This window comes from Lysinibacillus sp. 38-6 (genome assembly GCF_046245175.1).
Taxonomy (GTDB): domain Bacteria; phylum Bacillota; class Bacilli; order Bacillales_A; family Planococcaceae; genus Lysinibacillus.
On record NZ_CP176417.1, the window covers coordinates 2,393,991 to 2,414,862 of the forward strand.

Here is a 20,872-nt window from a genome sequence, read left to right on the forward strand (position 1 = left end):
CAGTTGAGTGCAATGATACTTGGAGGATTTCTATTTTTCAGTGTGAGCATAGGCGGAACGATCGCTTGGGTTTTTTCTAAGCTTTTTCAACATACAACCCAAGGCTTATCTTTATTATGTGGTGGATTTTTAATAGGTTTACTTATTCTTGACATCATCCCATCATCTTTTCAAATGTACAAGTCATTTGGCATTATACTAGGTATTGTTATTGGCTATTTAGTGTTTCAACTACTCCATAGTTTTTTTCATCCTACTAATTATCAAAACTCCTCTGTTTCCTTACTTGCCATTGCAATGGTCATCCATACCATCCCTATCAGTCTCACAATAGGAAACTTACTCGGAAATTCTGCGCTAAGTATTACTATTACAGCCTCCATGATTCTCCATCATCTGCCAGAGGGGTTTGCACTAACTACGGCGTTTCTGTCTCAAAGTGCAAAGCTATGGAAACTAGTTCTTTATTTCATCCTGTTTTCCATTTTCTTTATAGCGTTTATTTTGGTTGGGCAATATTGGGATTTATCAATACGGGCACAAGGCATATTGATGGGGCTATCCATTGGTTTAATCGGCTCAGCTAGTATTTCAGAATTTATTATGCATCATGTACAAACAGTGACTTTAAAAGCCTTCCTTACTTATATCCTATTAGGCTATTTTTTAAGCTATATGTTCCATGTATTCGTAGGATAAGGAAGATCACGTTTTATTAAACGAAAAAAATCCACCTTGCTTTCCGTCGGCACAAAATAAGCCGTAGAACTCGAAGTGGATTTTTACTTAGTGAATTGTCGTAAATTGTGTGAGTGCCTGGCACTCTGTAGGGCACTTTTTATTCTTCACTCGCCGTCATCAACGTAAGTGTTAAAATTTTTGAAAACTGGGCACGTGTTAGATTACCTTTCGGATTAAACTTTCCATTGGCTCCTTCAATAATTCCTAATTGCTGTAATAATCCGATTGACTCAACCGCTTCCTTGCGCATCTCATTTTTATCTGTAAAGGTATTATTTTTATTGGCACTTGCTACATTAAAGTCCATTGCTTCTAGATAGCTTGCTGTTACATGTGCCATCTCCTCACGTGTCGCAGGCTTGTTTGGCTCAAAATAATCACCATCAAAAATTTCAAGTAAGCCATACTCTTGTAAAATGGCTACTTCTTTTGCACCCCAAAATCCTTGCATATCTTTGTAAGAAGCTGGGCCTTCATAATCTTCATTTACATCCAATCCTGAAGCACGGAAAATCATTGCTGCTAATTGACCTCGGGTTACTTGTCCATTCGGATTGAAGGTTGTATCCGTAGTGCCCGTGACAATTCCTCCTTGATAAAGCAATTGGATGTAGCTTTCAGCCCAATGGCCAATCGCATCTGTGAAATATCCACCTGGTCTTAAATCTAAATCTGCACGATTAAATACCGTCATTAAATCATTCATATCTTCTTTACTTGCAGCTTCCCATTTCCCTGCTGTAAAGATTTCAACCTTGAAACTATTGCCTGATTGTGTAATTTTCATTTGAATCGCATCACCGAACAGTTTTTTAAACTCGGCTAAGTTTTCTTGTAATGCTTTTTCGCCTTCAGGGAATAAGTTTGTCCCATCCGCATAAGTATCCATAATTGCCTTTAGCGATATTTTCACAGTAATGCTATTTTTAGTTGTTACTAAAGTCAACTCATCATTGTCAAAGCCTAGCTTAGAAAGTAATAGCATTTTGTAAACATCTTGATACGACATGGATTGCACTTGATTTGTCGCTGCAACGACCTGTTTTGGATGAATAATGTTTGCAACTGCTTCATTACCATTCGCATATGCTTGTATACCAAACCCCCCTGTAAAACACGCAATACTTAGAGCTCCAGCTAAAATTGTTTTCTTCATTTCTCTTTCCCCCTTCAACTCATAAATTCAGTGTACTCAATTCTCTATCTACAAATCTATAAATATATGTAAAATATAGAAAATTATAATAAAGACCTATTTTTAATAAATAGAAGATAGCGACTAAGTCTTTAGCCTATTAAGGCTAAAGGCATGCGAAACACACAGTGCTAAAGGGAATTATTCCCTAGCCACCGAATTGTGTGAGAATTGTGTGGGTGACTGGCACTCAAACAATTCTTACACAATTTCACGATGTTACTCAATTAACATTTCTCCTTGCGAATTCACTACTTTAATAGTATAGATATTTTTTGATGCTAGCGCTTTTCGTTCTTCAGTATGCAAAACCCCATTTACAGCCTCTGCCATTGCCAATGCCATTTGTTGCGCCTCTTTTCCAGAACCACTGATTGAAGTTTGAATAATAATAAAAGTTTGGTGATCTGTCGATATGCTTTTAAATACGTCAAACTCTTTTAGGCCTTCCACAATCAATTTAAAAAAAGAGCTTAATTCTTTATCTATTTGTATGTTTTTATTGTTCACAGAGGTAAGTTCCCATCTTTCAAAAACAATTGTATAATCCTTCAGGAAAGAAGTTGCCATAACACTTTCAGCAATTGGCTCTATCTCTTTTTTCACAAAATTAAAACGTTCTTCATCCGCCACGACTTGTAACACCAATTCTTTCTTTGCAGTCGTCTTCACATCGACACCCACATATCGTTCATTCAATTTTTCTTTCAAAGTTGCAATACTTGTCTCCTCTTTCGTTGCAATAAATTCCTGCTGTCCTTTATTGCCAGAACGATCGTCAGCAAAAATTTTAAAGGCAAAGCTACATGTCACGATAACTAAAATAACCATTCCAGCAATAAGCCCTTTCCTTCTCAACACGTATCCCCCCTATTAAGATGGTATGACTTAGTCAACACGAAAAATACTATCGTTATGCCCTCAAAAATACCTTGAGAAAAATTTTTTATCATATTACCTTTACTTAGGAAGGGAGAGGGATTAATGAAATTAACGATAGAAGAATTAGCACCAACAAAAATTGCCTTTTTCAGAAACGTAGGTGAATATGGTGAGACACAAAACAAAGTGCTCATGGAATCATTTAAACAGTGGGTACAAAATCAAGAACAATTAAGCCATAACCCCATTTTCGGAATACCGCAAGATAACCCAGACATTACACCGAAAGAACAATGTCGTTATGATGTTTGCATTTGTATTCCGCAAGATTTTTATGTAACAAAACCTGCTCAAGTCGGTACATTTAAAGGTGGAAAATACGCAGTGTTCTTGCTCGACCATACAACAGAAGCTGTCAGCGAATTTTGGGGCAATGTTTTTTCAGAAATAGAAAAACATCATCTAGCCATTAGACATGAACCAATAATCGAAAGATACACTTTGCAAATGGTTGATCATCACTTATGTGAAATATTAGTTCCTATCCAAGAGCATTAACTTATGTCACCTACACAAAACAACAGGAACAAGTGTTGATTATCACAGACAACAAAAAGTGTTAGATTAACATTGCGTCAATCTAACACTTCTTTTCCAACCTTATTTATTTACATTTTGCAAAATTTTACCATCATTCATTTTTACGACTTGATCGGTATAGGCAAGCATTTCTTCATCATGTGTCACCATTAAAGTCGTAATGTTTAATGTTTTTGTTAGCTCACGAATTAACTCCATGACGTCCTTTGATCTTTTTGAATCTAAGCTTGCTGTTGGCTCATCCGCAAAGAGCACTTTCGGTTTATGAATAATTGCGCGCGCAATGGCAACACGCTGTTTCTCTCCACCTGATAATGATGAAGGATAGGCATCTTTCCGATGTTCCATTCCTACTAAATTTAAGACCCGCTCTACTTCGATTTGCTGCTCTCGTTTCTTTAATGGGGATTCAGCTACCTCAAGCATCAGTAAAAGCTGTTCTTCTACTGTTAAAAAAGGTACTAAATGTGCAAATTGAAAGACAAAGCCAAATTTACTTGCACGTACTTGGCGTACTTGCTCGGCACTCAATGTCGTCAAGTTTTTCCCTTCAAACATCACTTGACCATCCGTTGTAGGTTGCAAACCTGCAGCAATTGTCAGCAGTGTACTTTTACCAGAGCCCGAAGCACCAACTAATGCCGTTACCTCACCTTCTTTAAGGGTTAGGTTAATGCCTTTTAATATTTCTTCTTGTACTTCACCATTGGTAAACGTTTTTCTAACATTCTCCATTGTAAATAGCGTCATATTAGACCTCTCCTTGCTGTATCGCTTGTAATGGTTGAATTTTTTTAATTTGAAGACCTGAAATCGTTGCACCAATAAATCCAATAATAAGGAATACTACCGACAATTGCGTTGTCGTTGCTAAACTTAAACTAAATGGCATTCCTTGTGGTGCAAATTGATTAAAGAGTTGGCTTAGTGCAATCGATAGCATAAGTGAAATAACAGTAATCACGAGCATTTGCGTCCAAATCATTTTAAAGAGCTTACTTGTTTTTAAACCGATTGCTTTTAAAATACCGTATAAACCAATTTTTTGAACGTTCATCATGTAGAAAAAGATTGCAAACAACATGCCGCTAATAACAACTAAAAACCACACAATCATATTCAACGACATTTGTTCTGCGTTATAACTAGGAATCGTATTTAAAAAATCACTTTTTGAAAATGCTTGTAAGCCTGTATACGCTTGTGAAGCATCTGCATTTGGTGCGAATACTAATTGCATGTCATCGACACGATAAATTTCTTTATAATCCTCCATGCTAATATAAGCTACTGGCGCATGACTATATTTCTTTTGCTCGACAAAATCTTTGACAATAAACTTACCGCTAAATTGATTATTCGTTACTGTGTCGCCTATTTTTATTCCTTTATCCTTTAAAGAGCTATCTAAAATAATTTCCTCATGCTTCACATTGGCAAAGAATGGAGAATCGGTCGCTGTGACAAAGGCAACGCTTTGCTGTTTCTCTGCCGCATCATTAATAAAGCCCATTTGAATCGAAAATGCGACAGCATCTTTTTGTTCGTTTAATATATTTTGTTGGATAGTGCTGTCTATTCGTGACAGATTATATGTTTCATCTGCATCCTCATTCATGTAAAATTGCCCCGCTGGTAAATCTTTAATGAGCGCAGCATTGTCTTGCGATAGACCATTAGCTAAACCCGATATAATAAAGGTTAGTAAACTTACCAAAAATACAATGGAGCCTAAAATTAAAAATCGTACTTTATTTTTCTTCATTTCTTTTATAGCTAGGTTCATCTTAAAACCCCTCCTATTTCTTTTCACATCCTTAGCATATAGCGGCTAAATGAACAGAACATGAACTGAAAATGAACGGAGCATGAACAAACGATTACAATTAAAATAATGAACGCACAATACAAAAAACCTTCTACTCTCAAAATGGAGTAGAAGGTTTCAAACTATAGACAAACTCGAAAAATTTCGAGTTTGTCTAGTTACAAAGGAGCCAATCAATAGAAAAAAGGATGGCTGTACCCGCTTTTAGAATACTTCTTTAATTGTATCTTTTCGCTCGTTAGCTAGCACTTCCTGCCCCCTTTTATTACATTTTATTAAATACATTATACCGATAGATAGTGATTTTCACGCCGCGTATGATATGGATCGCAACTAGTTCATTCCCATCGCCGCTCATAAATTTAGCTCTATTACACTATTTCTACGTTGTAAATATTTTCAACACCTTCCCTATGACATAAGTAGTTTACAATTAAACTATCTAACCCTTACTAAAGTAATTTACACCTAACAAATTACCCATCAATGCATTTCGTAATTTTTTCATCTAATGATAAAACCTCGCCATATTACCCTAATACAGGGTGGTAAAATATAGTACAAATTGTACTTTGGCAATTAATTTCTCTATGCTATTCTTTATATTAGAAAAATTGAATAGGCAAACCTAAAGAAATTTAGGGACGCAAAGCTATAGGGACTAAGGTTATTTAACTATGTCAGCCAGTTGCCGAAGAGTACATAATACTTTTTGTTTAGTAAGGTCATAGAAAAGCAATACTGAAAAATGATTTTCTAATATAATTTCTAAAAGATAAAATCTATCTTTTAGCGTTTTTCAGTGCCTACATTTCAAGTTGGCAATTTTTGTATATTTTTTTTATGATGTTCTTATTTGAAATGAAGCTACTCTTTTTGAGTGGCTTTTTTATGTGCTCAGTAGGAAAAAATTCATAAGGAGGAATTTTAAATGAAAGTAGTAAAGATTGTCACAGTGTCTGCCTTGGCTTTGAATTTAGTCGGCGGTCCATTGAATGTTTTAGCAAGTGAAATGCCAAATGGCAACATTGTTAAAACGTCAGCTGAAGCTAGTGCTAAGCATTCAATCGCTTCAGTGAAAAAATTTGATTTGTATGGCAAAGATATTTTAAAAGCATACGATGATGTATTTAAAATGGCCACTACAAACATTAAGTCGATTACGAACAACGGTGGAAAATATGCAAGTTCATCTATTGATAAAGCAATTGATGGCGATATGAATACCCACTGGGAAACAGGAAAACCAAATAGCGCAACATTCACAAATGAGGTGGTCATTCAGTTCAATGAAGCCACTACGCTCAATCGAATGGTGTACGCAGCTCGTCAATCATCTACAAGAGGCAAAGGCTTTGCCCAACAGTTTGAGATTTATAGCTCTACAACAGATTCAGGCGATGACTTTACACTTGTGTCATCAGGTGAATATAAAGGATCGACTGGTGATATCGTAGAAATTCAGTTCCAACCTACAGAGTTTAAACGCGTAAAATTCGTTTTCACAAAAGCAAATCAAGATTGGGCAAGTGCTTCAGAATTCCAGTTCTATAAAGAAGATACTGTCTCTGACAAAATGGCTACGCTATTTACAGATAGCACAATGAGTGCTGTTAGCGATAAGTTCCATTCGATTGATGCACTTAACGAATTAGATGCTGAAGCACAAAGCCATCCTTTCTATGCTCAATTTAAAGAAGATATCGACAATGCCAAAGCACTATTAAGCACAGAAGCAATCGAAGCGACAACTGCCATCACTTCTTCATTTAGCCATTATGCAAACGAAGCGTATGCTCAGTTATATAGAATGGACAACAAAAACATCAAGAGTATTCGCAATAACGGCGGACACTGGGCTAGTGCGGTAATTGAAAATGCCATCGATGGTAATGTCAATACATATTGGGAAACAAATAGTAGCAACACAGCTACATTCTCAAATGAAGTAGAAGTCGAGTTTATCGAGCCTGTTACTTTAAATCGTATTATTTACGGGGCAAGACCATCAGACCTAAAAGGCTTTGCTCAAGAATTTGAAATTTATGCTTCACAAACATCGAAAGGCGATACGTACGAGCTTGTTACAACAGGTAAACATAATATGGTTGCTGGATTAGTCGAAGCGAAGTTCGAACCAACTACATTTAAACGAGTGAAGTTTAAATTTAAAAAATCCGATCGAAATTGGGCAACATTGTCTGAATTAGCGTTCTATAAAGAAGATACGTTAAACGATAAAATGGCCAAGTTATTTACTGATGGAACGATGGATACCGTTTCACCAGCATTCAATAGCCTTGAAAAAATCAACGCTTTAGAAGAAGAAGCGAAAACACATCCTCTGTACGATTCATATAAAGATAATATCGAATTAGCCAAAAAAGTAATTAAAGGTGAAGTCGTTACAGAAGGAAGAATTATTGTAGCGGAACAACACGGCAACATGGTAAAGCATGCTAACGACAACTTAAAAATCGGTTTAGGCAATAACCTTCAACCAACTGGACTTGCTGCCCAACCTGGTGATGAAATTGTCGTTTACGTTGATGCTGCAGCAAATGGTCCACTACCTCACTTATCATTTGCACAACAAGAAGGTGCTTGGAACAGTTGGAGAAGAGATGTCAGCTTAAAAGTTGGTAAAAACGTCATTACGGTGCCTGCTATTCCAAAAACTTCAGCTTATAACAAGGCTGTCACACCAGGTGGTACCATCTACATTGATAACCCTTATACAGCCGAACAGCAAGGAAAAGCACCAACATTACGTTTTGAAGGCGTTGAGCGCATTCCTTTTGCAACAAAATCGACGAATGTTGACGAGTTCAAACAATTTTTAATCGACTATAAGAAAAAACTCGATGAAGACAAAGCGAAGCATCCAAAAGTGGAAGATCGTGAAGTGCTAGATATCGTGGAAATCGTAAGTGACCATTTATTCTGGACAGGTACTGCAACAGGTGCTTACAAAACATATATCGAAAATGGCTATAGCCCACTTCAAACAATTGAATCTTATAATCGTCTAATGGATGAATTATTTAAATATAATGGTCTTGACGGCAGAAGCGAAAAACACGATCCAAAATTTATACGTGAAAATGTACGCCTAGCCCAACCTTATTCATACATGTATGCAGCAGGCGATCATATCGGTACATTGGATGATGTCGTATCTGATATTTTAGTGCCTATCGAAGATAAAGGCGGTTCATGGGGCGTTATCCATGAAATCGGGCACCGTATGGATATCGGTGTAAGAACTTATGGTGAAGTAACAAACAATATGCTACCACAGCATATGTCAGCATATTACGGCAAAATTGATGGACGTATTCCGTATGAGTCGAACATCTATAAAAACGTACTGAAAGAAAACACAAAAGATTATAACGATCAAGGCTTATTTGAAAAACTAGCTGTTTATTGGCAACTTGAAATGTATAGTCCGGGATATTGGGCTAAATTAAATTCTTTATATCGTGAAAGAAACGTGTCACTTCCAAATGGAGATCAATCTAAACAACAGTATTTAGTTGAATTCTCTTCTGAAGCACTCGGTTTAGATTTAAGCGAACATTTTGCGCGTCATGGTTTCGTTGTAACAGATGAAACAAAAGCTAAAACAAGCAAATATCCAAAACCAGATAAAAAAATCTGGTATTTAAATAATAGTGCCGTCAACTACAAAGGAAATGGATTAAAAGGCAAAGAAGTAAACGTATCGTTTGCTGCAAACCAAGCGGCCAAAACCAATACATTATATTTATCAGTCGATAAATCGTACCAAGATGATTTCTTAGGCTACGAAATTTTTAGAGATGATGAATTAATCGGCTTTACAAGTACAGGCCAATTTATCGATAAAAATGTAGATACAACGAAAAATTATACGTACAAAGTCGTTGGTTACGACAAAAAATTAAATACGCTTAAACCAGTAGAAGTAAAAGCATTTACACCATCCCTATCTGCTGAAGATCATGTCACGATTAAACTACATCAAGCATTTGATCCGATGGAATATGTAAAAGCCACTGCTTATAACGGTAAAGACATCACAAAATCAATTAACATCACATCAAATACGGTAGATGTTACACAAAAAGGTAGCTATGAAGTTGTTTATGAAATAAATGATGAAGGCATCAAAGAAACAAAAACAATGAATGTCGATGTCGTAAGTGACATGCAATATATTTCTGATATGACAGCGAAATCTGCAAAAGTAGGTTGGGGCTCATTACAAAAAGATAAATCCATTGCGGGTGGTACCATTACATTACTAAGACAAGGTATGGATGCTACCTATGCCAAAGGGCTTGGTGCCCATGCAAACTCTGAAGTCGTATATGACATTGAAGGAAAAGGCTTTGATTTCTTTGAAAGTTATATCGGCATCGATCAAGCAGCAAAAGGCCAAAAATCTTCTGCTACTTTTGAAGTATGGGTCGATGGCGAAAAGAAATTTGCAAGTGATGTATTCAGAGCCAATACAGATCATGGCTATGTAAAAATTCCTGTTACAGGTGCAAAAGAAGTGACGTTAATTACAACTGATGCCAATGATAGTGGCAATTCATCCGACCATACCATTTGGGCAGATGCTAAATTCGGTAAAGACTCAAGTCTACCGACGTTAACACTATCTGAAGACTTGACTTTAGTGAAATTAAACAGTGAATTTGATGTGCTAAAAGATGTAACTGCATCTGATATTGAGGACGGCGATTTAAGTAAGCACATCCAAGTTACAACGAATGGCTTCAATACAAATAAAACAGGTACTTACCAAATCGAATATACAGTAACAGATAGTGATCACAACGTTGCTACAGCAACAAGAAATATTTATGTATATAGCGATGAAAAATACGCCTCAGATATTAGCTGGAAATCTGCTCAAACAGCATATAATACAGTGAACAAAGACAAAGCGTCTTCAGGTGGTACAATTAAATTGCTGACTAATGGTGAAGTGAAAGAATTTGCTAAAGGTATTGGTACACATGCCAACTCTGAAATCGTTTATGATTTATCAGATAAAAACTATGATTACTTTGAAACACTTGTTGGTGTTGACCGCAATATCGCTGAAAACGGCAATTCCAGTGTGACATTTAAAGTACTCGCTGACGGTCAAGAAGTTTATAACAGCGGCGTTATGAAATATCAAACAGAAGCAAAACTAGTAAGAGTTCCGCTTCAAGGTGTGAAAGAGTTAAAACTGATTGCAAATGATTCTGGCAATGGCAATGCTTCAGACCATGCTAACTTTGCTGACGCGAAGTTCTATCTATCGAATGGTAAACCAGAATTAACGATTCCAAAATCAGTCGCTACAAAAGTAGGCACACCTATTAATATTGATGAAACTTATTTAGCAACAGATGCTGAAGATGGTGATTTAACATCACAAGTACAAGTCACTGGCTTAGAACAAGTGAACTTCAATCGAGCTGGTCACTACGACATTACGTACACTGTCGTTGATAGTGATGGCAATGAAGTAACGAAAAAACGCACAATTTCAGTTGTCAATATGGAGGATTTCCATTACTTAACTGATTTTGAATGGCAATCTACACAAAATAGCTATACAGCACCTGTAAAAGATATCTCTATTAGTCACCATGCTATCCGCTTAACAGGCGACGATGGTCGTGAGAAAACATACGAACGAGGCATCGGTGCGCATTCAAACTCAACAATCATCTATGATTTAACAGATAAAAACGCAGATATCTTCACTGCTTATGTTGGTGTAGACCGTCAAATGTACGGTTCAATCGGCTCTGTGACATTCCAAGTGTTTGTTGATGGCGAAAAACAATTCGACAGTGGTCTAATGCAATCTCGTGACCCTCAAAAGTACATTGAAGTAAACATTACTGGCGCGAAAGAACTGAAACTTGTCGTAACAGACGGTGGCAACGGCAACGGGTCTGACCATGCATCATGGGGCGATACAAAATTACACTTTGCCAATGCAGATCGCGTATTCACTGAAGATTTAGCAGTAGCACTTGAAGAGGCGAAAACAATTAACTTAGAAAACTATACAGAAGAATCCATTCAAGCATTCCAAACAAGCATGGCTAAAGCTGAAGAACTGCTTGCAAATGCACAAGCTACGCAAGCCCAAATCGACCAAGCTTTAGAGGAGCTGACACAAGCAAAAGCTGCGTTAGTAGAAATTGACTTTAATCAAATCATTGCGATTGCCGACAACCATCTAAAAGTGGCTATCCAGCAAACACTTGGACTGACTGGGGAAATTACGTTAGGCGATATGATTAAACTAACAAGTCTACATGCCCCAAATGCTCGTATTGAAAGTTTAGAAGGTTTACAATACGCTAAAAATTTAACATCTCTTGATATTTCAGGTAATAGTATTACAGATTTCTCACCATTGAAAAATCTACGTCAATTAGACAACATTACTGCGCACCCACAAGTTGTTGAAGTTTCTAGCTTAACGGGTCCAGAACTATCAGTTGAAAATCTAGTAAAAGGATTAGATGGAAACTATCTAAACCCTTACCAAATCGCTTTACGCAATACGAAAACAATGAAAGAAATTTCAGTAGATGTGGACCAACTTGCACCGAACGCAGACCACTTTACAATCGATCTTTCACAAGAAGACAAAGGCATGTATATGCTAGTCATCGCTTATAAATTAAATGAAGATACCGTAATTCAATTAACTTATTTTGTAAGAAACTAGTCATTTGGTTGCCATATAAAAACTCCTCCATTTAAATAACGCCCACGGGTTTTCCCGTGGGCGTTTTTGAGTTAAAAAAAGTACGTGACAACATTACTAGCGCAAAAATCGCTATCTACGTGTGAATTAATTCCCTCTCTTTATTTCAAGGTATTTTTAATAACATCCCCTTGAATTGGCTCTTTTCCATCTGCAAAACGTATTCGGATAGATTTGCAGTTCATATAGTCTGGTGAATCCATCACTTGAAAATGAATATGGGGCTCGGAGGAATTGCCTGAATTACCGCAAAGTGCAATGACATCCCCTTGTCGCACCCTATCTCCTTCATGCACACGGCTAGAGTTATTTTTTAAATGGGCGACCATACTATATTCATTATTTTTATGTTCGATAATAATTAGATTCCCGGCTGGCTCTAATTCATTTATTTCTCCCGGGATATTGTCCTTTAGATGATGAACGACTTTTATTACCCTACCATCTGCCGGTGCGGTTACTTCACTATTAAACGCATAGTAGTTGTCATTAACCATTGCAGAATCTTTATATGTAGTACCATTGTTCATCATTACTAAATCATAGGCATATCGTTGCGTTTCATAAGCATAATGATAATTGACGAATTCATTACCTCCTCCCCAAAATACATACCACTCCTCTTTGATAGGCATCATATATGTATTTTGCGTATATTTTTTATCACTTTCTGGAAAAACCACAAAAGGCTTTAATAATAACCTATGAATAATATTATGCGCATCTATGATTATATTAATTGCTTTATCTTGTTGCGCATCTATCCATGTGCAATGATTCACATGATTAATTGTGGATTTTCTAAATAATTCATAATTTGTAACATTGGCATTAAAAGCCTTAGCTATCTCATTAAATTGCTCACTAGAAACCAATTGTTTAAAATCTTCATTGCATTGATTATAAATTACATCAAATTTCTCCTGTAAAAAAAATGCCCCGAAATTTTGAAGTGTAACATGTTCATTTGATTTCCCTCTCATCGAAAAACATCTCCTTTTACAAAATAGAATTCAAGCAAGTTTTGAAAAAGCCCCAAATAGTCACTTTAATCGTGTTCTACTCAAGGCTTTGATTATCATTTATACTATCTTAATGAACTTTAATTTGCGCTTCTAAATCCAAATCGCTCATTGTAAAATACACCGCAAATCGATTGGACAAAGCGTCTGTTATTGCCTTACTCTGTTCTTCATTTAGCGCTTTGGCATAAACGAGAACAATGCCAATATTTTCGTTATCAGGCTCCAACGGATTCATGACTACATCTTCTTTCACAATTAACGCATTGCTCATGGCAGCAAAATTTAATACCGTAGTTTGCAACATTTTTCTTTCTCTTGGATTCAACCCCACAGTATCAATTATTTCTACCGTAACATAATTCATACTCTGCACCTCCGTAAAATGTTGTGAAAATTCTTTTTATTTATTTTACTATTTTTCCTGGACTCAGAAAATAATATATTTTAAATGGATGCGAGAAATATGGAACAGAAAATCACTCAGTTAGACAAGGTTAATCACCGATAGATGTTCTTAGCATCGGGGATAGATTGAGGTATAACTTTAAAAAGTGGACAAAGTTGTTAGCCCATTACGACTTTGGAGAATAATCGTTTATAAGACAGCTCTAGTTGATGGGAGCGAAGGGGGTGACTCCTGCGGGAATAGCACAAACGTTAGACGCAACAATCGGCGCCACAGCGACGGTTGAGGCTTACGGTGTGCCCGCGGAAAGCACCCCCGTAGCGGACATCACGACATCCCTAACATACATTCAGTTATAACATTCATAGTGGACAAGGTTGTTAGCCCATTATTACTATGCAGAATGATTGTTTATAAGACAGCTCTAGTTGATGGGAGCGAAGGGGGTGACTCCTGCGGGAATAGCACAAACGTTAGACGCAACAATCGGCGCCACAGCGACGGTTGCGGCTTACGGTGTGCCCGCGGAAAGCAACCCCCGTAGCGGACATCAACCACTATGCAAAAAGTGTTAGATCGACTGGAGTCAATCTAACACTTCTTATTATTTTAAATTTTAAAATGCGCAACAATTGCTTGTAAGTCCATCGCTTGATTGCTTAAGTCGTTTGCTACTGCACTTATTTCTTGTAAGGAAGAAAGTTGCTGTTGTGATGCTGCTTGAGAACCTTCTGCTTGTTGTGCTGTCGTTTCAGATAATACCGCAATTTGTGTAACAGATGCAGAAACTTGTTCTGTACTTGCTGATATTTCCTCCGTCACAGCAGAAATATTTTCAATTTGTGATCGCATATCATCAATAGCTTGTACAATCTGATTGAAGGATGTCCCTGCACCTTCAATTTTCTCTACTCCCGTTTCAACTGTGCGTAAACTTTCACGTACGGCTTGTTCCACATTTTTCGTATCTTTTTGTATTTCTGTCGTCAACGTTACAATTTGACTTGCAGAAGTGTTTGACTCCTCTGCTAATTTTCGAACTTCATCCGCTACTACAGCAAATCCTTTCCCGGCTTCCCCTGCACGCGCAGCCTCGATAGCAGCGTTTAACGCTAACAAATTCGTTTGTTCTGTAATACCTGTTATAACTTTAGAAATCTGTTCGATATCTTCTGTCTGTTTACTTAAACGTTGAATCAATTCAGTCGTTAACTTTGTTGATTCGTAAATCGTTGTCATTTGGACACTAGCTGTATGAATATTCGTCACACCTTGATAGGCGACGTCTGTTGTATCCGTTGCTGACGTGCGCAGTGCATGAGAAGATTGCGCAATATGCTGGACAGCACTAGCTGTTTCATCCATTGCGACAGCATTTTCCCGCGCTGATTGTGCCGTCGCTAACGTATTGTGCGATGCAGCATCCGCTTGGTTAGCGATATCCACTGAAGATGCCGTCACTTCTTCGGTTGAGGCACTTAATTGTTCAGCAGAAGCACTTAATTGACTAGCACTATCTGCAAACTGATTTAATAGTGTTCTTAACGTATCTTTCATCGAATTAAATGCTTCAGCAAGTTGCCCTAGTTCATCCTTAGAGCGAAGTTCAATATTTTTGGCCGTTAAGTCCCCTGCTGCAATCGTCTTAACGCCCTGTTGTAATTGGCGTAAAGGTGTAGCAATTTTCTTATTTAATATAAAGGCAATCGCACTACCTACTAAAATCGCTACGCCAATAATACTAATAGCAATGATAAATGATTTTTTGGCATTTTGATTGGCTTGCTGTTGCGCTTGATCGAAATGTGCCTCTATTATAGCTTTTAACTCATCTGACGCCTCTATCGCATTATTGCGGATCGGAATAACGTTTTTTGTGTAGTAGATTGCGGCCTCAGCCACACCTGAATTTTGTTTTAATGCAATGACATTGGCCAGTTCATTTTCAAAAATATCTACTTTGTTACTCGTATTATTTAATGTTTGTTTCGCACCCTCTTCATCAAGCTGTTCTGTTAAAAAATTCATCGTGTCATCTATTTTTGATTGTGTTTCCCGTACATGATCAAGTGATTCCTCATCCCCTAAAAGATAGGTTTGTAATTGTGAGCCTTCCAAAGCTATGTATTTATTGAGATCACCCGTTGCATAGAGCTGTGGGAGACCATCCGACAATGTACTATTATAGTGCTTACTAATATCAATAATTTGTAAATAAATACTTGACCCAGATAACACTGTAATAAACATCATCGTAATAAAACCTAAAACTAATTTTTTTGTAATAGACATGACAGACCTCTTTTTCAATATTATGTATATTATTAGTTATTATAGTCCATATTTATGTTTTTTACTATATAGTATTTACTACTAATCGAATTTTATTTAAAATTAAACTATCCCGATTAATACAAAAAAAAGTAAGTTTTTTACCCATTTTACCTACCGAAATATGATACAATAATCACAAAATTATTAAATTGCACATTTAAATAGATCGTACAACGCAAAAAAAGGAGCATTTCAATGAGTACTGATTTTTTAGAAAATAAACTGCGTGAAACCTTTTCCAATTTACAGGCTATCGAAGGCGTAAAATCAGTAGATGGTATTCTAGAGATTTTAAATGACAATAAAATTTTCCCAGAAATCACTACACTAATACATAATTCTAAATTCGAATTAGTTTATTTATATGAGGAGCAACGAGTTGTTTTGAAAACTGTAAAAGACGGGATAACCCTCGATTCAGATTTTATGAAAGATGTCTATTTAATCTATCAATATAAAGAAATGATTGAATGTATTTTAACAGGCATAATTGCAACCGATAAAATCAAACATTACTCATTAAATTTACTGTCGCTAAAATATAGCGAACTAATCCAAAGTATTTAAAAAAGTGTTAGATTGACTACCGTCAATCTAACACTTTCGCTATATCAGCATAATTAGTTATTTTTAGTTAACCTTGCAACATCATAATAATCAAATTTACTTAACCCTTCATCATTGCTTTTATGAACGATTAAGTCTCCTTTAGCATTTCTAAAATAGAAGTAATTGCTCTTGTCTTCTGGAAAATCAAATGTTGTTATTTCTTCTGTTAAATAATTAAAAACGGTAATGACATTTTTATAGTCAAAGGTATTATAAAAATAACCGAAATCACTTTCTCCATCATAATATTCTATAAAACGAAACCCAGATGGATTCTCTTTATAAAACTCTTTTGGTATAGGAACAGGTTGTAAATTATTATTAACCAGTTTAAAAATAAACACTCTACCATTCAGGGTATTTAAAATGAAATAATCTTGTTCCTTATATAATCGATAAATAGCATCATCCTGATCGACTAGTGTTGTACTTGGGTTTAAATAAGCCTTTAAATCAAATGGATACATACTTATTTGTTTTCCGTTTTTGTCATACTTTATAATTTGATATTGATGTTCATTTTGTTGGACAGTTATCGACAGCGCGTAGATGTAGTCCCCTTCAACGTCTATCGTAGGAATTAACTCCCCTTGTTGATCCTTTACTTCCGTATTTACTAAATTTGTTTCTTTATTATTATCTGGATTAATGGCATCAATCGCATATTCAAATGTTGAATCTTCTAACGTATTGGGACCAAAAAGAATAATATTGTGATTCAATCCATAGACAAAAGCTAATGGAGGATTCGTTTCCCATTGCTTTATTATTTTTGAACTGTTATTTTCTAAATTTACTTCTGCTAGAATATTATCAGTATTGTGCGTTAGTGGGAGATATAGTTTTTCTCCCTGTAATACTTTACTACCAGAATAAATGGACACGTCTTCATATGAACTTAATTCCTTACTCTTTTGATTTGCAAAGTTATATTCATAAAGAATCATCGTTGTTAAATCAGGAGTTTCTTCATTTGTCTCGCTAGTAAAATAATATAAATTTTCATTATTAAATAAGGCAATTTCAGCATTCTTATCTATGTTTAGTGACTCGTTATAATCATTTTTTTCAGTTGGAAGTTCGCTTGGCTGATCCGATAAACAACCGGATAAACTAATAGCTAATACAATAAGGATAACTAAATGGCTTATTTTTTTCATAGAAAACTCCGTTCTGCACTGACATTAATGAGGAGGTAATTTCCATTCATATAAAATATCCGGTAAATTTTCTTCATTTTCGTGTCCTCTACCGATAACCTTAAATCCGTGCTTTTCATAAAATCGTTGAGCTTTTTCGTTTACTTCAAATGTGTATAAAGTGAGTTTCCCACTTGATTGGGCTTTCGCTCTATTTAATAGTGTTTGCCCTATACCAAACCCTTGATAGTTTAAATGAATATACAGTTGGCTTATCTCGCTATCGTTATAAGCCATCATACCGACAACTGTTTCATCAATCATCGCAACATCAATCTGATACTGTTCAGGTAAGATATGATTTAAAAAATACACATGATTGTCAAAGCTATGCATTTCTTTCTGTCCAATAGCCTGTTCCTTACTATCTCGCCACATGGCAACTGTTTGTTCAGCAAATTCAGGGTCATACGGCTTTATAATGAATGTATGTTGGGTCATGAAGCACCTCCAGTATTTACACTTAGGATTCACAGACAATGCGTTTTGAGTAACAGTTAGCTCTTAGCGCGATACGCTGCACCTTTCATGTTTTGTATCTCTTAACATCTGACATATTTGCGTTTAAAGCCTATTCGACCTTTTTCTATTTCCTTTTGGATATTTTCATAAGCGTGAAGGAACGTGCTTTTTTTATTGTCCTTTTTAAGTTCGACTGGCCCTACCGTTTTGGCAGTTGCAAGCGCCAAATCATGCAATGGGACAAAAGAAACGCCTACCGTACTAAGGAAATTATTCATCGCCGATTTCGTTCGCTCAGGTGAAGCATGAATTGTATTTTTCACCTTTTCAAGCATATTTGCAATTTTACTTTCTGAAAACTCAACATCTTTGCGATTTCCTAAAAGCCAGCAATAGCAACTCCAGCCTGCAGACATTTTAAGCTCTTCCCCACTAGCAATCCATTTATCAGCAACTTGTTGTGCAATATCTGCTTCCGCTAACGTGACCGCTACCACATAATCGGACAACATATAAAAATAGGCCGCATCTATCCAACGCTCAAAATCCGCTTCTGTCATTGCTTTCGGATCAGCGATTATGCCTGCAAAGTACATGGCATCATAGTTGCCTGTCGCATAAAGCTCTTCAGCTAACGGTTGATTAATTTTGATTTTTTTAGCGATTGGCTTCATAGCTCCTGTTGCCACTCCAAAAACAGGCTCCTTCGCACCATTGGACATGTACATTTTTTTAGTGCGCTCCTTGCCCAGTGCTTCGAGCTCCTGCATGACGATGTCAAAATTCATTTTTTACACACCTTTCTTTGTACCGTTATATTTTTCGAATATTACCTTCATTATATAGCAATCTGTCAGTCGAGTTAGTTTTTTAAAAATAAGGGTATGTTTGTTGGTAAGTAATAGCATATAAAACGATCATTGACCTTATTGTTACCTAATAAATGGATTATTAGCTCCTTTTATTTCCTAAGACCTAACAAAATTCAATAAATAATCATTTTTTTTGCCTTTTTAACAACTTTCTATTAGTATCTCTATGTTACCATTAATCAGCATTACTTATTTTATTTCAATAAGGACGGTTCTTTTTAAATTAATTGGACAAAATATTCAAAAGGTACTATGCACACACGGTAAATAAAACGCATACACATCATGTTGTAATTCATCAGGAGGTTACATATGCAATACGTTATTTCTATTTTAGGTATTCTTATTGTATTGTTTTTCGCTTGGCTAGCAAGTTCCAATCGAAAAGAAATTAAATTTAGGCCCATTATTACGATGATTGTTATTCAAATTCTGTTATCGCTGTTATTGTTAAATACAGAATTTGGTTTAGTCATTATTAAAGGAATAGCTGCTCTCTTTAACAAGCTACTTGAATATGCAAGCGAAGGGGTTGCCTTTGTTTTTGGCGGCTTGGCAAACGAGGGCGAGTCTCCATTCTTTTTAACTGTTTTGCTACCGATTATCTTTATTTCAGCATTAATCGGTATCCTTCAACATCTGAAAATCCTACCATTTTTTATGAAGTGGATTGGATGGGCCTTAAGTAAAATAAATGGTATGGGTAAACTTGAATCTTATAATGCCGTTGCATCATTGATGGTCGGTCAATCAGAGGTTTTCATTACCTTAAAAAAACAACTTGGTCTGCTTTCAAATCAACGTCTGTATACTTTATGTGCATCGGCTATGTCCACTGTTTCGATGTCCATCGTTGGTGCGTATATGACAATGCTTGAACCTAAATATATCGTCACGGCTTTAGTGTTAAATTTATTTGGCGGCTTTATTATCGCTTCGATGATGAATCCATACAACATTGACCCGAAGGAAGATATATTAGAAATCGAGCACGAAAAGCAATCGTTCTTTGAAATGCTTGGCGAATATATTTTGGACGGTTTTAAAGTTGCCATTATCGTAGGCGCTATGCTGATTGGATTTATTGCATTAATGGCAGGATTCAACAGTGTATTTGAGCTATTATTTGGCGTTACGTTCCAGACGATTTTAGGCTATATCTTTGCGCCGATTGCTTTCATTATGGGGATTCCTTTCTCAGAAGCAGTTAGTGCCGGTTCCATTATGGCGACAAAACTAGTGACAAATGAATTTGTGGCGATGTTGGATTTATCAGGTGGCGATTATCACTTTAGTGAACGTACAATGGGCATTCTTTCTGTGTTCCTTGTTTCCTTCGCGAACTTTTCATCGATTGGGATCATTGTTGGTGCTGTAAAAAGTCTAAATGAAAAGCAAGGAAATGCAGTCGCGCGCTTTGGATTAAAACTACTATTTGGTGCCACACTTGTCAGCGTACTATCAGGAATCATCGTTAGTTTGATTTTATAAAAAGTTATAATGACAACAGAGAAAAAGTGTTAGATTGCATGGCAATCTAACACTTTTTTCGGCATTTGCAGCGTTGTTGTCCGCTGCGGCTGTTCTGTGTGGTAATATCCGCCCGCTTCCGCGGAATTCTCCCCCGCTTCCGCGGAATTCTCTCTCGCTTCCGCGGAATTCTCTCTCGCTATCGGAATTCTCCCTCGCTATCGCGGAATTCTCGCGCTTCCGCGGGATTACCTCTCGCTTTCGCGGAATTCTCCCTCGCTATCGCGGAATTCTCTCTCGCTTCCGCGGGATTACCTCTCGCTTCCGCGGAATTCTCTCTCGCTTCCGCGGAATTCTCTCTCGCTTCCGCGGGATTACCTCTCGCTTCCGCGGGATTATCTCTCGCTTCCGCGGGATTCTCTCGCGCTTCCGCGGAATTCTCTCTCGCTTCCGCGGAATTCTCTCTCGCTTTCG

The 20,872-nt window shown here is 36.6% G+C and carries 15 protein-coding genes and 1 riboswitch; of the genes, 5 read left to right on the forward strand and 10 right to left on the reverse strand.

Going from position 1 to position 20,872, the window contains the following annotated elements; all coding sequences use genetic code 11:
- Positions 1 to 12 precede the first annotated feature (12 nt).
- On the forward strand, positions 13 to 699 hold the full coding sequence (locus tag ACKVEV_RS12475) for a zinc transporter family protein (RefSeq protein ID WP_409370549.1): 687 nt from the start codon (positions 13 to 15) through the stop codon (positions 697 to 699).
- A gap of 139 nt (positions 700 to 838) precedes the next feature.
- Here ACKVEV_RS12475 and ACKVEV_RS12480 read toward each other — a convergent pair whose 3' ends face one another.
- Together ACKVEV_RS12480 and ACKVEV_RS12485 are read right to left on the reverse strand one after the other, a co-directional pair.
- A complete protein-coding gene (locus tag ACKVEV_RS12480; RefSeq protein ID WP_409366737.1) occupies positions 839 to 1,897 on the reverse strand; it encodes an S-layer homology domain-containing protein in 1,059 nt (352 codons plus the stop codon).
- Positions 1,898 to 2,155: 258 nt separating this feature from the next.
- The gene (locus ACKVEV_RS12485) at positions 2,156 to 2,794 is read right to left on the reverse strand and encodes a hypothetical protein (protein WP_409366738.1); all 639 of its coding nucleotides are present in this window, start codon (positions 2,792 to 2,794) and stop codon (positions 2,156 to 2,158) included.
- A 126-nt stretch (positions 2,795 to 2,920) separates the two neighbouring features.
- On the opposite strand from ACKVEV_RS12485, the gene ACKVEV_RS12490 reads away from it, so the two are divergent.
- Positions 2,921 to 3,376 carry a GyrI-like domain-containing protein gene (locus tag ACKVEV_RS12490; protein WP_409366739.1) on the forward strand — a complete coding sequence of 152 codons (456 nt, stop codon included), beginning with the start codon at positions 2,921 to 2,923 and terminating at the stop codon, positions 3,374 to 3,376.
- A gap of 102 nt (positions 3,377 to 3,478) precedes the next feature.
- Here ACKVEV_RS12490 and ACKVEV_RS12495 read toward each other — a convergent pair whose 3' ends face one another.
- Together ACKVEV_RS12495 and ACKVEV_RS12500 are read right to left on the reverse strand one after the other, a co-directional pair.
- Positions 3,479 to 4,168, reverse strand: coding sequence for an ABC transporter ATP-binding protein (locus ACKVEV_RS12495; protein ID WP_409366740.1), 690 nt, complete (start codon positions 4,166 to 4,168; stop codon positions 3,479 to 3,481).
- Position 4,169: 1 nt separating this feature from the next.
- Positions 4,170 to 5,204 (reverse strand): ABC transporter permease, encoded by a 1,035-nt coding sequence (locus ACKVEV_RS12500; protein ID WP_409366741.1) that lies wholly within the window; start codon positions 5,202 to 5,204, stop codon positions 4,170 to 4,172.
- Positions 5,205 to 5,857: 653 nt separating this feature from the next.
- Positions 5,858 to 5,942, forward strand: a riboswitch (cyclic di-GMP riboswitch).
- A gap of 235 nt (positions 5,943 to 6,177) precedes the next feature.
- Here ACKVEV_RS12500 and ACKVEV_RS12505 point away from each other — a divergent pair.
- Positions 6,178 to 11,982 (forward strand): NPCBM/NEW2 domain-containing protein, encoded by a 5,805-nt coding sequence (locus ACKVEV_RS12505; RefSeq protein ID WP_409366742.1) that lies wholly within the window; start codon positions 6,178 to 6,180, stop codon positions 11,980 to 11,982.
- 140 nt (positions 11,983 to 12,122) lie between these two features.
- On the opposite strand, the gene ACKVEV_RS12510 is transcribed toward ACKVEV_RS12505, so the two are convergent.
- The 3 genes from ACKVEV_RS12510 to ACKVEV_RS12520 form a co-directional block, all read right to left on the reverse strand.
- Positions 12,123 to 13,004 carry a M23 family metallopeptidase gene (locus ACKVEV_RS12510; protein ID WP_409366743.1) on the reverse strand — a complete coding sequence of 294 codons (882 nt, stop codon included), beginning with the start codon at positions 13,002 to 13,004 and terminating at the stop codon, positions 12,123 to 12,125.
- Between the two features lie 109 nt (positions 13,005 to 13,113).
- Positions 13,114 to 13,410 (reverse strand): hypothetical protein, encoded by a 297-nt coding sequence (locus tag ACKVEV_RS12515; protein ID WP_409366744.1) that lies wholly within the window; start codon positions 13,408 to 13,410, stop codon positions 13,114 to 13,116.
- A gap of 651 nt (positions 13,411 to 14,061) precedes the next feature.
- Positions 14,062 to 15,744, reverse strand: coding sequence for a methyl-accepting chemotaxis protein (locus tag ACKVEV_RS12520; RefSeq protein ID WP_409366745.1), 1,683 nt, complete (start codon positions 15,742 to 15,744; stop codon positions 14,062 to 14,064).
- A 237-nt stretch (positions 15,745 to 15,981) separates the two neighbouring features.
- Here ACKVEV_RS12520 and ACKVEV_RS12525 point away from each other — a divergent pair, with 237 nt between their 5' ends.
- Entirely contained in the window at positions 15,982 to 16,353 is a 372-nt protein-coding gene (locus ACKVEV_RS12525) for a hypothetical protein (protein ID WP_409366746.1), read from the forward strand.
- Between the two features lie 53 nt (positions 16,354 to 16,406).
- On the opposite strand, the gene ACKVEV_RS12530 is transcribed toward ACKVEV_RS12525, so the two are convergent.
- From ACKVEV_RS12530 to ACKVEV_RS12540, 3 genes are all read right to left on the reverse strand, one after another.
- Positions 16,407 to 17,555 (reverse strand): hypothetical protein, encoded by a 1,149-nt coding sequence (locus ACKVEV_RS12530; RefSeq protein WP_409366747.1) that lies wholly within the window; start codon positions 17,553 to 17,555, stop codon positions 16,407 to 16,409.
- A gap of 24 nt (positions 17,556 to 17,579) precedes the next feature.
- Entirely contained in the window at positions 17,580 to 18,035 is a 456-nt protein-coding gene (locus ACKVEV_RS12535) for a GNAT family N-acetyltransferase (protein WP_409366748.1), read from the reverse strand.
- Positions 18,036 to 18,136: 101 nt separating this feature from the next.
- Positions 18,137 to 18,844 (reverse strand): DNA alkylation repair protein, encoded by a 708-nt coding sequence (locus ACKVEV_RS12540; protein ID WP_409366749.1) that lies wholly within the window; start codon positions 18,842 to 18,844, stop codon positions 18,137 to 18,139.
- A 396-nt stretch (positions 18,845 to 19,240) separates the two neighbouring features.
- Between ACKVEV_RS12540 and ACKVEV_RS12545 the strand changes: the two genes are divergently transcribed.
- Complete coding sequence (locus tag ACKVEV_RS12545; RefSeq protein WP_409366750.1) at positions 19,241 to 20,419, forward strand: NupC/NupG family nucleoside CNT transporter; 1,179 nt, start codon at positions 19,241 to 19,243, stop codon at positions 20,417 to 20,419.
- Positions 20,420 to 20,872: the final 453 nt, after the last annotated feature.

Excerpts from the sequence above, each read along its gene's own strand:
- ACKVEV_RS12545 (WP_409366750.1), top strand. The coding sequence starts at position 19,241 with ATGCAATACGTTATTTCTATTTTAGGTATTCTTATTGTATTGTTTTTC.
- ACKVEV_RS12535 (WP_409366748.1), bottom strand. The coding sequence starts at position 18,035 with ATGACCCAACATACATTCATTATAAAGCCGTATGACCCTGAATTTGCT.
- ACKVEV_RS12480 (WP_409366737.1), bottom strand. The coding sequence starts at position 1,897 with ATGAAGAAAACAATTTTAGCTGGAGCTCTAAGTATTGCGTGTTTTACA.
- ACKVEV_RS12500 (WP_409366741.1), bottom strand. The coding sequence starts at position 5,204 with ATGAACCTAGCTATAAAAGAAATGAAGAAAAATAAAGTACGATTTTTA.
- ACKVEV_RS12515 (WP_409366744.1), bottom strand. The coding sequence starts at position 13,410 with ATGAATTATGTTACGGTAGAAATAATTGATACTGTGGGGTTGAATCCA.
- ACKVEV_RS12495 (WP_409366740.1), bottom strand. The coding sequence starts at position 4,168 with ATGACGCTATTTACAATGGAGAATGTTAGAAAAACGTTTACCAATGGT.
- ACKVEV_RS12540 (WP_409366749.1), bottom strand. The coding sequence starts at position 18,844 with ATGAATTTTGACATCGTCATGCAGGAGCTCGAAGCACTGGGCAAGGAG.
- ACKVEV_RS12520 (WP_409366745.1), bottom strand. The coding sequence starts at position 15,744 with ATGTCTATTACAAAAAAATTAGTTTTAGGTTTTATTACGATGATGTTT.
- ACKVEV_RS12505 (WP_409366742.1), top strand. The coding sequence starts at position 6,178 with ATGAAAGTAGTAAAGATTGTCACAGTGTCTGCCTTGGCTTTGAATTTA.
- ACKVEV_RS12530 (WP_409366747.1), bottom strand. The coding sequence starts at position 17,555 with ATGAAAAAAATAAGCCATTTAGTTATCCTTATTGTATTAGCTATTAGT.
- ACKVEV_RS12510 (WP_409366743.1), bottom strand. The coding sequence starts at position 13,004 with ATGAGAGGGAAATCAAATGAACATGTTACACTTCAAAATTTCGGGGCA.
- ACKVEV_RS12475 (WP_409370549.1), top strand. The coding sequence starts at position 13 with ATGATACTTGGAGGATTTCTATTTTTCAGTGTGAGCATAGGCGGAACG.
- ACKVEV_RS12525 (WP_409366746.1), top strand. The coding sequence starts at position 15,982 with ATGAGTACTGATTTTTTAGAAAATAAACTGCGTGAAACCTTTTCCAAT.
- ACKVEV_RS12490 (WP_409366739.1), top strand. The coding sequence starts at position 2,921 with ATGAAATTAACGATAGAAGAATTAGCACCAACAAAAATTGCCTTTTTC.